Source organism: Pseudobutyrivibrio ruminis CF1b, from assembly GCF_000424005.1.
Lineage (GTDB): Bacteria > Bacillota > Clostridia > Lachnospirales > Lachnospiraceae > Pseudobutyrivibrio > Pseudobutyrivibrio ruminis_C.
The window spans coordinates 452808-467591 of sequence record NZ_AUJB01000008.1 but is presented as its reverse complement, the minus strand read 5'-3'; the positions used below and the strand labels follow the sequence as shown (position 1 = coordinate 467591).

The window sequence follows — 14784 nt, the reverse complement described above, 5'->3', positions numbered from 1 at the left end:
TACCCCTCTTAATTACTTAGTTAAACATTCCACCGACAATCCAATGGTAACTGGCTCTAGGCCGTCACATTTGATAGTGAGCTTTCCATCGCCATCTTCACCAATAGATTTAATATATACTCCCGTGCAGCCACCCATTGGCGAAACCACACTAGGTCCAAGTATCTCAAATGGACCCTCAATTTCATAACTCAGCGGCTGAGCAAAATAGAACAATTGATTATCGTTCTGATCTACTATTTTAATTCGAATATTCGCCACATCATAAGTGTGAAGCTCTGTTAAAAGTGTATGGCTGGCCTTTGCCTCAATCTTAGCCTGAGTAACTGCCGCCTTCTTAACAGTCTTAACAACCTCTCCGTCCTTAATAGCTTCAAACTTATACTCGCGGGATTCTCCACCCCAGTCACCAATAAACTTATTGTAGATTGGCACTGCCTTTTTAGGACTCACGCCATGGAAAGCAACAAGTCTGAATGCGTTCCATGCAAGTGTTGGTGTAGGTCTGAATCCTTTTAATGTAACCTCATTAAGGATTTTCTTAATAAGCTTAGCCTGACCCTTTGTGAATTCGCCGTCCTGCTCAATAGCATCACCTACGAAATCATCTATCAAAATAGGTCCATGCTTTATGTTCTGGAATTTGCTATCCTCTGGAACATATTCCTTAATAAGCACATCATTCTTATACATTCTCACAGAATCAGCATTGCTAATAATGTAAGATTTACCACGATTACATGCTGGATGCTCTCCGATATCAAAGCTTGTAGTAACATCCAAAACTGTCTCTGTGTCAGAGAAAGCTGCATAAACAGAAGCTGCAAGCTTTGGATTTCTGAACATATCCATTACACCGTGATAACAGATTCTATCTCCCGAACCGAAATCCTTGTGAGTATTGTAGTCAAACATACACCAGCCAAATGCGCCAGCGATATCAGCCTCTCCTGCCACCGCATCAACAACTGTTGCGTGTCTGATTGCATGCTCCTGCCTGTGCTCCTCCCAGTCAAATGGCTTTGTTGGGAACATATGACCATTGTACTCACTGATTAAATAAGGCTTTTCTTCATTAGAAGTAATGTCGCTCTTTTTAGCACATCCCTTATTTTTTCCTGAGAATGAGAAATCATTGTATGTGTATACATCTTCGAGAAGATTACTCTTTGCTATGCATCTTACACCACCTGTTGGTCTTGAAGGATCAAGCTCGTGGGCAGCTGCGTTTGTTCTTTCATAGAACTCATCGCAATCTGGTGATTCGTTTATACGAACACCCCAGAGAATAATGGAAGGATGATTTCTATACTGACGAACCATATCCTTTGTATTCTCTACTGCAATATTCTGCCATTCCTTACCACCGATGTGCTGCCAGCCAGGAATCTCTGTAAATACTAAAAGTCCTAATCTGTCGCACTCATCAATGAAGTAATGTGACTGAGGATAATGAGATGTTCTTACTGCATTTAATGCAAGTTCCTCTTTGAGAATCTTTGCATCAAGTCGCTGCATGGATTCTGGCATAGCATAACCAACATATGGATATGACTGATGTCTGTTTAATCCTCTGAGCTTTACCTTTCTACCATTAAGGTAATATCCATTCTTTCTAAACTCTGAGCTTCTAAAGCCTATAGTCTCTTTAACCTCATCCACTACCTTATCATCAAGAATAAGCTGTGTCTTAAGAGTATAAAGACTAGGGCTTTCGATATCCCAAAGCTTTACAGTAGAAGGTGCACTTGTAAGGCTGAGGTAATATCCACCGTCTTTCTCCTCCAGACCACCTACAGGCTGAGAGAATAATAAATCTTCGTCCAAATACTGTCTGATGAATAATCTCTCCTGGCTTGCCAGCTTATATACGTTCTTTCTGAAGAAGCACTCAGTCTTAACAATTCCCTGAACATTCATCATCTTTATCTGCTTAGGAGATCTCTTATTAGTAGAAACTCTCTCCAGTAATGATGGCTGAACTATCAGGTCTTTGAAATGAACCTTTTCTCTAACCTCGAAATATACATCTCTGTAAATACCACCATATGTCATGTAATCGATAACATAACCAAATGGAGGCTGATTAAGTGTCTCTCTGGAATCAACTTTAACAGTGATTAGGTTTTCCTCGCCAAGCTTCAGCACCTTTGTGATATCTACAGAAAAAGCAGTATATCCACATTCGTGATGTTTCAAATGCTTTCCATTCACATAAACATCACAAGCATGGCCTACGCCTTCAAAAACAAGTGAAACAAACTGATTTTCCCACTGAGTAGGAGCGAAAATACTCTTCTGATATCCACTCACCATCTGGTAGATGTTCTCATCAAAATATGAAAGTGGAGTCACTTTAACAGTGTGGGGAATGTTGACTAATGTGCTGCTTTCCATTGGCTCATTAATCATATCCTCAGAAAAGTTTTCGTTAAATCGCCATTTTCTATCTAAATAAATTCTTTGTGCCATTTACTTTTCCTTTATAAGAATTCCATCAATAAGTACATCAACGACTTCCTTTAAAGCAGTTGGATAATCCATTTTGCTTTCCTTAAGGAAATCACCCATTAATAAACGCTCTACGCTGGAACCATAAATAAGCTTAAAAATTTCAAGATTAATCTTTCTAATCTTGCCTTCTTCCATCCCCTTATTAAGGAGGTCGAAAGTCTTCTCCCATCCACTCTCGAGACGATTATTAAGTTTCTCATGAGCCATAGGATACTTTTCAGCCATTTGCTGCATGGCTGCATAATCAAATCCATAGCTATTCTCTGGAAGTACAACAAGAATACCTCTAAGCTTCTCTACAGTAGAAAGCTTGTCATTTTTGTAAACCTTATCCTCTTCCTCCTTAATAATGTTGAAGGCGTAATCTACCATCTCACACATTAATTCATTCTTATCGTTGAAAACTGTGTAGATAGTTTTCTTGCTCATCTTCATTTCAGATGCAAGATCGTCCATTGTGAACTTAGGACCTTTTTCCTTGAATACGTTTAACGCACCCTCTAAAATTCTTTCATTCATACGTTTTTACTCCCAAAAACTATAATTTGTATATCGAGTTTCCTTACATAAATAATACCACAGACATGGAAACTAACTCAATAGAAATAGGTTTGTCCATTTTTCACAATTCTTTTACAATATTTTTGTTGACAAAGTACAACCAGGGGTTTATCATGTGCCATGTAAACAAGAAACAGAGAGATTTTTTAGGAGGAAATAAGAATGTTCGAAGAAGTATCATTCCAGATGTACACAATTTATTCAGATTATGAGAAGTATTGCAGAGTTCAGAAGAACGCAGGCAAGGAGCCAGTATCATTCTTCAAGTATGCTTTTGGTCAGTACGAAGACTAATATTTAATATATGTCGGTCACCATTTATGGTGGCCGTTTTTTGTGCCCAAATTTCAGCCCTGCCTCAGCCCCACACTACCTTCACTGGCCCGCTGTGGCCCTGGGGTGTCCGTCTCCCCCACCTTCCACTAAAGCATTTGAGCAGAATTATAGATTTTTTTAATACTACAAGTGGAGCTTTTGTAAGTGTCTTTTCACTGGTTTTGCACTTCGAAGAGAATGTTGTGCTTTCCACAGACATGTTAGGTATCTATAAATATTCTCCAAAGTTATTTGTTGAGGTTGCTTTCATGTTCCATTTGCTAAGTAGAACTAAAAAAGGGATATTTGGTTGTAAGGGCACCGTGGCACATTCAACGTCCTGTTTCAGGTGACCACTGCTGCCGCCGTCCTAGCGGCAGCTGCCCTTACAATTCAAATATCTCTTTAAGTTCTACTAAGCTCATTCCAAATGTCCAGCAACCTTCAACAAAAATTTTGGAGAATATTAAATAAAATAAAATTCATGTCTGTGTTAAGCACACATTCTTGACAGAAGTGCAAAGAATTGAAAAGACACTTACCAATTAAGAAAGCGACACGTAGTATTTAGAAAATCATAATTCTGTGAGAGCGATAGTGGAAGGTGAGGGAGACGGACACACCAGGGCCATAGCGGGCCACCATAAAAATCTAGGGGCTGGGGCAAGCTGACTAAATTGCATAAAAAAACGGCCTCTGGGATTCCCAGAGACCGCCATATAGTTGATATTAGTCTAGTTCTTAGACTTGAAGTACTCGTCGATTGCTGCGGCTGCTGTCTTACCTGCGCCCATAGCGAGGATAACTGTAGCTGCACCTGTAACGGCATCACCACCTGCGAATACAGCATCCTTTGTTGTAGCGCCCTGCTCTGTAGCGATAAGGCAACCCTTCTTGTTTGTATCAAGACCAGATGTTGTGCTAGAGATAAGTGGGTTTGGAGATGTACCAAGTGACATGATAACTGTATCGCACTCGATTTCATACTCGCTACCTGGAATCTCTACTGGACGACGACGGCCTGAAGCATCTGGCTCGCCAAGTTCCATCTTGATAACCTTACATCCACGAACTGAGCCTTCCTCGTTAACGAGGATCTCAACTGGATTCTGAAGAAGGTCAAAGATAACGCCCTCTTCTTTAGCGTGATGAACTTCCTCCGCTCTTGCAGGAAGCTCTGCCTCAGAACGACGGTATACAACATGTACCTCTGCTCCAAGACGAAGTGCTGTACGTGCAGCATCCATAGCTACGTTACCACCACCTACTACTACGACCTTCTTGCCGCGAGCGATTGGTGTGTCATAACCTTCCTTGAAAGCCTTCATAAGGTTGTTACGTGTAAGGTACTCATTTGCTGAGAATACACCGTTAGCCTGCTCACCAGGAATGTGCATGAACATTGGAAGACCAGCACCTGAACCGATGAATACAGCCTCGTAGCCTTCTTTTTCCATAAGCTCATCGATTGTGATTGAACGACCGATGATTACGTTCTTCTCAAACTTAACGCCGAGCGCCTTTACGTTCTCAACTTCTGCCTTTACTACCTTGTCCTTTGGAAGACGGAACTCTGGAATACCATAAACAAGTACACCGCCCATCTCGTGAAGGGCTTCAAATACAGTAACATCATAACCAAGCTTTGCAAGATCGCCAGCTGCAGTAAGACCTGAAGGGCCTGAACCGATAACTGCTACCTTGTGTCCGTTTGGAGTAGATGTATTCTTTGGCTTAATTCCATTCTCGCGAGCCCAGTCAGCAACGAAACGCTCAAGCTTTCCGATAGCTACTGCCTCACCCTTGATACCACGGATACACTTGCCTTCGCACTGTGACTCCTGTGGGCAAACACGACCACAAACTGCTGGAAGAGCTGATGACTCAGAAATGATTTCATAAGCCTTCTCAAAGTTGCGCTCCTTAACCTGCTCGATAAATGCAGGAATATTGATAGAAACTGGGCAGCCGCCTACACACATAGGCTTCTTACAGTTAAGGCAACGACCTGCCTCTTCTACTGCCTCTTCCTCTGTATATCCAAGACAAACCTCTTCAAAGTTTGTAGCACGAACCTTTGGGTCCTGCTCTGAAATAGGTACTCTAACTAAAACGTCTCCCATTACTTGTCACCTCCACAATGTCCACATCCGCCGTGATGTGTGTCACCTTCCTGCTGCTTAAGAAGTGCTCTGCCTTCTTCTGTCTTGTACTGCTTTGCTCTAGCCATAGCCTGATCAAAGTCTACAAGGTGACCATCAAACTCTGGTCCATCAACGCAAGCAAACTTAACCTCATCACCTACTACAAGACGGCAAGCTCCACACATACCTGTTCCATCAACCATGATTGGGTTCATAGAAACAACTGTAGGAATGCCAAGCTCCTTTGTAAGGAGACATACAAATTTCATCATAATCATAGGACCGATTGCTACGCAGTGATCGTACTTCTTTCCTGCGTCAACAAGTGCCTGAAGCTGCTGGCAACCATTTCCGTGGAAACCATAGCTACCATCATCTGTTGCAAGGTAAAGCTCATCAGCTACTTCGCGCATCTCGTCCTCATAGAAAAGGATATCCTTTGAACGTGCACCAATAATAACTGTAGTCTTAACACCGTGCTCCTTAAGCCACTTAACCTGTGGATATACTGGAGCTGTACCAACACCACCTGCGATGAAGACTATGCTCTTCTTTTTAGTCTCTTCTAAATCTTCTTCAAGACAAAGCTCTGAAGGCTGTCCTAAAGGACCTACGAAATCAGCGAATGCATCTCCTTCATTAAGAAGTGCCATACGCTCTGTAGAAGCGCCTACAATCTGGAATACAATAGTAATTGTTCCCTCTGCTCTATCATAGTCGCAAATAGTGAGAGGAATACGCTCACCCTCCTCATCAATCTTTACGATAATAAACTGACCTGGTAAGCAACCGTCAGCAACACGTGGTGCCTTAACCACCATAAGGAAAATCTTATCAGAAAGCTTTTCCTTCTTTACGATTGGATACATAAACAAGACTCCTTCCCTTTTTAACCAATTTCTAATAATTTATCTCATTTCTTTAGTTTTGTAAAGTGTTAAAGCGCATAAAAAAGTTACTATTCACAATACTTTACTGTGAATAGTAACTTAAAATATCTTTAACTAAAATATACAAGCTCATCTTCTGGCTTCTCAGCTGGCTCAATAGATACAGGATAGAGAACCGGACCCTTACCCTTATACTCTTTTGCAAACTCAACCTTAATAGTAGCTGTGATATCAATCCAGCTTCTATGGCCAAGAGATGTTGCATTGTCCCACTTACACTTCATGCCAAGGAACTGAATATCCTCAACACAGCAAGTCATAGCAAAACGACCTGGAATAAATACATCCCTGCGAAGCTTCTTATCATTCGGATTATAAACAAGACCTCTGAAGTGAACAGTCTTACCATCGTACTTCTTTGGTGTCTCCATACAATCCATAAACCAGAGTGCATAATCAGCATCTGTGATTTCGATAACATCTGCATCGATATCAAATGGAAGCTCCTCTGGAGAATCATCGATTGTACCATCTGCACGCTCATAAACAATCTGAGCTGGACGATTCATAGACTTAATCTGTCCTCTGAACTTTGTCTTTGGTGTAGCATCTGTACAACGATTAAAGATAACTACCTCTGCCTTGAAAAGCTGCTCCATCATCATGGTACGCATGTTGTTAAGGTAGTTCTCAAATGTAGTAGCATCTACTGTAGCAAGACTCTGTGCTGGAACCCATCCCTCTGGAAGTGGCTCATCATAAATCTTATCAACACCCCATGTACCATTGTACTCAAGGAAAATAACATCAGGGTCATATTCCTTTGAGATGCGTGTAAGATTTTCAAGGTTGAACTCCTCTTCAGAATCGATAGTAGCAACCTTTGCATTGATAGTCTTAAGCTTCTCGATGTCGTATTCTACATCTCCATCCTCACAAGAAAGAATGAGGATCTTATCTTCTCCGCCCTGAGCGAAGTCATTTTCAAACAATGTCTCCTGAATAAGAGTAGTTTTTCCACTATCCATAAATCCAGTAAAGACATAAACTGGTATATCTCTAGCCATTCTAACCTCTATCTAAAAATGTATTACTCTAAACCGAAAAGTTCTTCGATCTTGTGCTCATCAATATCTGCACCAATTACAACAAGACGTCCTGTGTAATCTGGCTCACCGCTTCTAAGCTCGTACTCTCCGTCTACGAAGTCGAAGTAAATCCAGCCGCCCTCTACAGACTCAACCATACCCTTTGAACGGATAACTGTGCCGTAGTCAGTAGTGTTAGCAAATGCCTTCATAGCCTTCTCGATAGTAGCCTTCTCGAACTTATGAGGTGTTTCCTTGCCCCAAGTATTAAATACTTCATCTGCATGATGGTGATGATGCTCATGATCATGGTCATGGCAACCACATGTGCAGTTCTCGCCATGCTCGTGATGATGTTCATGCTCGTGGTCATGCTCATCATGGTCGTGATGATGATGCTCATGCTCGTGGTCATGATCATCATGATCGTGATGGTGATGCTCATGCTCGTGGTCATGCTCATCATGATCGTGGTGATGATGCTCGTGCTCATGTTCCTCGTGAGCTTCCTCAGCAAGGTGCTTCATCTCAGCTGCAAGATTATCCTGTCCTTCCATAACTGAAAGAAGCTTCTCTCCTGTGATTTCTTCCCATGGAGTTGTAATGATAGCAGCCTTTGGATTGAGCTTCTGAATCTGCTTAACGCAGAACTCAAGCTGATCCTCTGTAGCTGTCTGTGAACGTGAAAGAACGATTGTAGTAGCAAATTCAATCTGATTGTTGAAGAACTCACCAAAGGCCTTCATCTGCTTAGAAGCCTTAAGTGCATTTACTACTGTAACGAGGCCGCAAAGCTTAACATCAGCTGTCTCCTCAAGCTTAATAACAGATGTCATAACATCTGAAAGCTTACCAACACCAGATGGCTCAATAAGAATACGATCTGGGCTGAACTTCTCGAGAACTTCGTGAAGATTCTTATCGAAATCTCCAACAAGTGAACAGCAGATACAACCAGAGTTCATCTCTGAAATAGTGATACCAGCATCCTTTAAGAAACCGCCGTCGATACCAACCTCGCCGAACTCGTTCTCAATAAGAACTACTTTCTCACCTTTATAAGCTTCTTCAAGCATCTTTTTAATGTAAGTAGTCTTTCCTGCACCCAGGAAACCTGAAATTATATCAATCTTTGTCATGATAATAACCTTCCTTTTTGACAAAATTTTATTCTATACAACAAACATATATATTATCACAAAATTGTTAAAACTTCTACACTTCCCCCATCTGCTATCGGGAAAAAATCTCAACAAAAAACCAGCTTATTTTTCAATAAGCTGGCTATATAAAGTTTCGATTATAAAAAAATCGGGATTATTTAATGTGAACTGTTTTTAGGGATTTAAAAAAACATTATTAATTCATTTCGTCTAATGCAACTCTTTCGATATGCATAGCCAAATATCCAATCTCTGCATCATGGATATCACGACCTAAGCTCTTTGAAAGCTCCTTGCAAATCTTTGTGGCTGCCTGAAATGAATTTGCGGCAGAGGCATTGATGTAGTCGTTCATATCAAGCTTTATTACCTCTCCCTTTAAAGTACGTGCAATCATATAACGAATATGATTGAGCAACCTGTTATATGACAATGACTGAGTATCTATCTTCTTTCCTGTTTCTTTCTCTACCATGCTCACGCACTGTCTCACAGCGTCGGCCATTTGCATAGCCTGAGATACTGCCTGATCCATAATAGATGAATGCACATGAAGTGCAATATATCCAATCTCGTCGTCTGTAAGATTGACATCAAGACGATTCGACAAAATCTCCCTTGCTGCTTCTGCTACTTTAAATTCGGAATGAAAAAGAACTCTGATATCGTCTGTAAGGGGGTTTTTTAGCTGCTCATTGTTCTTACTTCTTTTAACTGCATACTCGATATGGTCTGCCAAAGGAAGCAAAACATCACGATCAATTGTTTTAAATGCTTCCTCGGCGCCATCTAAAATCTCGTTTGCAATTTCAAGATATACAGGATCGATACTGGTTGCTAACTCTTTTTTATCGCCTCTCTCTGTAGACTCCTTAAGAGAATAAATCTTATGCTCGTCAGTAGTCTCAATAATCTCACTGATATGTTTTCCAAACCCTATTCCCTTACCGAGAATAAGATACTCCTGTGTTGTGTTATCCAAGATACCTATCAGCGCATTGTGATTGAGGACCTTCTCGACTCTGTACATTTTTTCTCCTTAATGATTACTCGTAAAAATCTACTGCAAGTAAGTCATCACCTGCGTTAACATCGCCATTTGCGATGCGACGAAGCTTCTGATTACCCTTAAGCTCTGTGCAAAGAACTGGTGTAGCAATTGAAGGAGCGTTCTTAGAGATGTAATCTAAGTCAGCTTCCATAAGTACATCACCCTTCTTTACCTTCTGTCCATTTGTTACGTGAACGTTGAAACCTTCACCCTTAAGCTTAACTGTGTCAATACCAAAGTGAAGAAGCATAGCCACATCATCATCTGTCTTGAATCCGATAGCGTGCTTTGTATCAAATACGAATACAACTGTACCATCAGCTGGTGCTACAACCTTGCCCTCCTTAGGAGTAACAACGGCACCATCACCCATCATCTTCTGAGCAAAAACATCATCTGGAGTCTCTGCTAAATCAGCAGCAACACCTGTAAGTGGGCTACCAAGAATAACTGTCTTTACAACCTTACCTGTTGGCTCAGCTGACTCTACTGCCTTTGCTTCCTCAGCAACAGCATCATTTGCTCCATTATACTCAACATTTGGAGCTGTCTCAAGATAATCTTCAAGATTTGACTTGATAACTGTAACGTGTGGTCCGTAGATTACCTGAACACCGTTACCCTTGTGAACTACACCTGAAGCACCTGTAGCCTTAAGCATAGCATCATTTACGAGCTCAGACTTCTTTACTGTACAACGAAGTCTTGTTGCGCAGCAGTCAACATCAGAGATGTTAGCCTTGCCACCGAGACCGTTGCAGATCTTCTCAGAAGTGTTGTCGTTCATAGACTCCTTCTTTGCATTGTAATCTGAACGTCTGTAAAGCTTAACCTCCTCATCAGCGTCACGACCTGGTGTCTTAAGGTCGAACTTCTTGATAAGGAATGTGAAAAGAAAGTAGTAAACTACGAAATATCCAAGACCTACAACTGGAACCCATACCCATGATGTCATAGCGTTACCTGGAAGGACACCAAAGAGGATTAAGTCGATAAGACCACCTGAGAATGTCATACCAACACCAACGCCTAAGATGTGCATAAGCATGTATGATGCACCTGCGAATACGCAGTGGATACCGTAAAGAGCTGGAGCTACGAATAAGAATGTGAACTCGATTGGCTCTGTGATACCTGTAAGCATAGATGTAAGAGCTGCAGAAAGGAGAAGACCTCCTACTTCCTTCTTCTTCTCAGGAAGTGCGCATCTGTACATAGCAAGAGCTGCACCTGGAAGACCAAGGATCATGAATGGGAACTTACCAGACATGAATCTTGTAGCTGATACTGCAAAGTGATCAATTGTGTTCTGTGCACCAAGCTGTGCGAAGAAGATGTTCTGAGCACCTTCGATAAGCTGACCATTAACCTCGAGTGTACCACCGAGTGAAGTCTGCCAGAATGGAAGATAGAATACATGGTGAAGACCAAATGGAATAAGAAGTCTTTCCATGATACCGTAAATCCATGTTCCTGCATAACCTGACTCCATTACGAGACCTCCAACAGCAGCAATACCCTGCTGGATGAATGGCCATACGAAGAACATTAAAATACCAACTGCTGTGTATACCAAACCTGAAACGATAGGTACGAATCTTGTACCACCGAAGAATGATAATACCTGTGGAAGCTGGATCTTATAATACTTATTGTGAAGAGCTGCTACACCAAGACCTACGATCATACCACCGAATACACCCATCTGTAATGAAGTGATACCGCAAACTGATGTTGTAGCACCATCAAGCATTGCCTCTGCACCGCCGTGAATTGTGATCATAGCGCCGATTGAAGCGTGCATGATAAGGAATGCAATAGCTGCTGCTAAAGCTGCTACTTCCTTCTCCTTCTTTGCCATACCGATCGCAACACCGATAGCAAAGATGATTGGTAAGTTAGCAAATACAATGTTACCTGCCTCGTTCATAACAGTAAGGATAGCGTTTCCTACTGTACCTGGGCCTAAAACTGTTTCAAGACCATAAGTCTGAAGCATAGTTGTGTTGGTGAATGAACCACCGATTCCGAGAAGCAAACCTGCTACTGGAAGGATTGCGATTGGAAGCATGAATGAGCGTCCAACTCGCTGCAATACTGCAAATAATTTGTCTTTCATTTTTTTATCTCCTATACATGAAAAATTTTGCGTACCTATCTGAGTTGTTTTGTCTTTTTCAGCCACGTTGATGGGTTAAATGGGCATAAAAAAAGACACGAACCCACATAAATACAGAAAGTTATTATGTATAGTTCGTGCCTTGATTGGTTACAAGTTACACACTACGCATGATAAATTACCATGTATGTGACCTCGTGTCAATACTTTTTCGTAATTTTCGTAAACGTTTAAGTAACTTTTTTCTCATACGTTCTCATAAATATTAAATTGTCTATCAATTACCGGGAATTATGCCCTTTTTCTCCTCATAATCAAGCGACCTAATTTAACACTGTCTTCATAATTGCGTGGTAGAATGGCTATGCTGTCGTGATAGAGGGATGGAGGTGTTTGTATGGATTTAACTGCTTCCGAAAAAAAGGTTTTAAATGGGATTTCATTTAACACAGAAGAAATTGAAAGTGGAAATCTACGAGAAAGCGATGCTGCCCTGCTTACAGAAATGAGGGCAGTTGGAAAATACCTGATTGAGAAGTATCCCAACTTTCACTTTGAAATAACAGGCTGTGAACCGAAGTCAGGTACCACAAGAACCTACTCCGAATGGTATTTCAAATCTGCGGAGATTGACAGAGAATCTGCTTTCATTGCCATGTCTGAGGAGGCAGGTGATTACTATAAAATAAGAGATGCCTTCTTTGGACAGCTTATACGTGAGCCAATAACAGAAAAGCTGTTAAGCATCCTTAACAACGCTAACCTTCCAGTTCTTAATATAGAAGTATCATTTTGGGAATATCTTGGTGAGGAGTATGGAGAAGAAATATCTCCTGAAAAAGTTCTCACCGGAGAAATAGATGCCGGAAACGATTTTAAAATCTTTCTTGATGATTCCAAGCTTGTAGACAAAGATTATCAGGCCATTATGGAAAAGATAAAAACATGTCTTCAGGCTAACAATATTAGTGGCCAGGTTTATCTGGTTATCTTATCAGGCGAAAATGCAGATGCTGCAAGAGACAGAGTTTTTTCAGATAGTATATTGTTGTAATTCGTGAGGTATTAATATGAACAGTTGCTTATCTATAGAAGAAATCGTTTTAATTAACTGCCTGCTCTACTGCGAAAATCTTGGAGGACCAAGGGGAACCTTCCTGTCTATAAGCCAGGAATCAAGAACTATTGGGGATTTTGTGGACGGTGTGCTCCACTATGCCACAAAGATTGAAAACGACAAAGAATACAGCACCGGTGTAACTGGCGCTGAGTATAAGCAACTTATGTGGGCCATCAGGCCTATGGAGCACCTTAAAAAGATTATTATCATGCAGGTGCATTATGAAAGTGAGGGCGCAGGCGGTGGCCGAAGTGCTCTTCTATTCGACCCTACTGCCAACGAAGCCATCGTTGCTTTCAAGGGTACCCAAAGTGATGCTGAGTGGATAGATAATGTTTCCGGACTTTATCAGGTCCCAACGGCATTTCAGGATAATGCTTTAAACTGGTTTAAATCTTTAGACCTGGATGGATATGATACCATTACTGTGACCGGCCATTCCAAGGGCGGTAATAAGGCAAAGTTTATCACTATCATGGATGACAGGGTAGACAATTGCTTTTCTTTTGATGGTCAGGGCTTTTCTGACGAATTCATTCGCAAATACTCTCCTCTTATAGTTAAAAATCAAAGTAAGATTCTGAATATCAGCGCTGAAAGTGATTTTGTAAATATTCTTCTTAATGATGTGGGAAAGAAGCAGTTTTATCTTGGCACAAATTATGGAAGACTTGGCTTTGCAGAAAATCATTGCCCAAATGCCATTGCATTTTACGATGACATCGGTGAGATGTCTTTGCATGAAGCACCTGGACAGGATAAAAAAATGTCTGCACTTGATAAAATGCTTAACAGCTTTATCAGATCTATCAGAATGTCAACTAAGGAAAAGGTTGCCAATATGCTTGGCAGCGTTATTGTTAACGCCTCAAGCGGCGATACAGATAAGCTGGTATATTCCTTCTCTGACCAAAACAACTCTGACAGTGCGGCCAAATTAATAGCCTACACATTGCGCTATAAAGTTGAAAAACCTAAAATGGTGGACTCTGTAAGAGACATCTTACAGCAGAATGGCTTCAGCACCAATATGCTTGGTGCAATTAACTTTGTGACTAATTACGATTTATTAATGGAGATAATAGGAAAAAAGCCTGAAGTAGTCATTTCTATTTTAAAGATGCGACATACCTCAGACAATCTAATTCAATTTCTAAGAAAACATATGGAATTATTTGATTTGCTGGTATCTGTATCCAGAAAAATGCGTCACATTAATCCTTTGAAATACAGTGGCGATGATTTGCGAGCCGAAGATGCCACCATAATCATCAATTCCAGCTTTATGATTTCCAGGAGAACTGTGTCCTTCCTGGTCTTCGCGGCGATATTAGTAACTATCACCTGTATTTTTATCTTATGGTTACGCTAAAAGCTTTCCAAGGAACTCATCTCCCTGAGCTGAACACATTCCACATGTATGAGCAACAATTCTATCAAGCTCAGCCTTCTCATCTGCTCCACCCTCTAAAAGTGTGCCATTATATGCATTACCAACTGCAGACTTTACAGTCTTATACTTTGTTGTAAACTGAGTAACTTTATCATATGTACCAAAAACCTGGATTGTAGAAAAAAGCTTCTCGATGTTTTTATAATCCTTAGCCTTAACGTATTCATTCATCTTGTCATATAGAAGTGACTCTTCACACTGACCGTTCTCTGAATACTTATCAACAAAATCGATAAAATTCTGTCCTAAACTTACAATAAATGCTTCTTCCTTAAATCCACCAAGCTGCTGCTGTGTCATTCCAAGCTTTCTTCTAGTACGAACTGTAATCATAATTCTTATCCCTCGATACCAATAAAAAACGTT

The 14784-nt window shown here is 40.9% G+C and carries 12 protein-coding genes; 3 read left to right on the top strand and 9 right to left on the bottom strand.

The window, feature by feature from the left end:
• Nucleotides 1–12: 12 nt before the first annotated feature.
• Both G592_RS0104385 and G592_RS0104380 read right to left on the bottom strand, forming a co-directional pair.
• Nucleotides 13–2472 carry a glycoside hydrolase family 2 protein gene (locus tag G592_RS0104385; protein WP_028246739.1) on the bottom strand — a complete coding sequence of 820 codons (2460 nt, stop codon included), beginning with the start codon at nucleotides 2470–2472 and terminating at the stop codon, nucleotides 13–15.
• Nucleotides 2473–3033 (bottom strand): TetR/AcrR family transcriptional regulator, encoded by a 561-nt coding sequence (locus G592_RS0104380; protein WP_028246738.1) that lies wholly within the window; start codon nucleotides 3031–3033, stop codon nucleotides 2473–2475.
• Nucleotides 3034–3237: 204 nt separating this feature from the next.
• Between G592_RS0104380 and G592_RS17930 the strand changes: the two genes are divergently transcribed.
• The gene (locus tag G592_RS17930; RefSeq protein ID WP_278244618.1) at nucleotides 3238–3369 is read left to right on the top strand and encodes a hypothetical protein; all 132 of its coding nucleotides are present in this window, start codon (nucleotides 3238–3240) and stop codon (nucleotides 3367–3369) included.
• Nucleotides 3370–4124: 755 nt separating this feature from the next.
• On the opposite strand, the gene gltA is transcribed toward G592_RS17930, so the two are convergent.
• The 6 genes from gltA to G592_RS0104345 all read right to left on the bottom strand — a co-directional run bounded on the left by gltA (nucleotide 4125) and on the right by G592_RS0104345 (nucleotide 11845).
• Nucleotides 4125–5513, bottom strand: a complete 1389-nt coding sequence (gene gltA, locus G592_RS0104370) for an NADPH-dependent glutamate synthase (RefSeq protein WP_028246737.1) — start codon at nucleotides 5511–5513, stop codon at nucleotides 4125–4127.
• Entirely contained in the window at nucleotides 5513–6403 is an 891-nt protein-coding gene (locus tag G592_RS0104365) for a sulfide/dihydroorotate dehydrogenase-like FAD/NAD-binding protein (RefSeq protein WP_028246736.1), read from the bottom strand. Before G592_RS0104365 ends, gltA begins: the two co-directional genes overlap by 1 nt.
• Nucleotides 6404–6534: 131 nt before the next feature.
• Nucleotides 6535–7491 (bottom strand): GTP-binding protein, encoded by a 957-nt coding sequence (locus G592_RS0104360; protein WP_028246735.1) that lies wholly within the window; start codon nucleotides 7489–7491, stop codon nucleotides 6535–6537.
• A gap of 23 nt (nucleotides 7492–7514) precedes the next feature.
• A complete protein-coding gene (locus G592_RS0104355) occupies nucleotides 7515–8651 on the bottom strand; it encodes a CobW family GTP-binding protein (protein ID WP_028246734.1) in 1137 nt (378 codons plus the stop codon).
• Between the two features lie 220 nt (nucleotides 8652–8871).
• Nucleotides 8872–9705: a PRD domain-containing protein gene (locus tag G592_RS0104350; RefSeq protein ID WP_028246733.1), complete on the bottom strand. Its 834-nt coding sequence runs from the start codon at nucleotides 9703–9705 to the stop codon at nucleotides 8872–8874.
• 16 nt (nucleotides 9706–9721) lie between these two features.
• On the bottom strand, nucleotides 9722–11845 hold the full coding sequence (locus G592_RS0104345) for a PTS transporter subunit IIABC (protein WP_028246732.1): 2124 nt from the start codon (nucleotides 11843–11845) through the stop codon (nucleotides 9722–9724).
• Nucleotides 11846–12242: 397 nt separating this feature from the next.
• On the opposite strand from G592_RS0104345, the gene G592_RS0104340 reads away from it, so the two are divergent.
• Together G592_RS0104340 and G592_RS15645 are read left to right on the top strand one after the other, a co-directional pair.
• On the top strand, nucleotides 12243–12899 hold the full coding sequence (locus G592_RS0104340) for a hypothetical protein (RefSeq protein WP_028246731.1): 657 nt from the start codon (nucleotides 12243–12245) through the stop codon (nucleotides 12897–12899).
• 16 nt (nucleotides 12900–12915) lie between these two features.
• A complete protein-coding gene (locus G592_RS15645; protein ID WP_051194756.1) occupies nucleotides 12916–14337 on the top strand; it encodes an Mbeg1-like protein in 1422 nt (473 codons plus the stop codon).
• On the opposite strand, the gene G592_RS0104330 is transcribed toward G592_RS15645, so the two are convergent.
• Nucleotides 14329–14751, bottom strand: a complete 423-nt coding sequence (locus G592_RS0104330; protein ID WP_028246730.1) for a hypothetical protein — start codon at nucleotides 14749–14751, stop codon at nucleotides 14329–14331. The genes G592_RS15645 and G592_RS0104330 overlap by 9 nt on opposite strands.
• Nucleotides 14752–14784 lie beyond the last annotated feature (33 nt).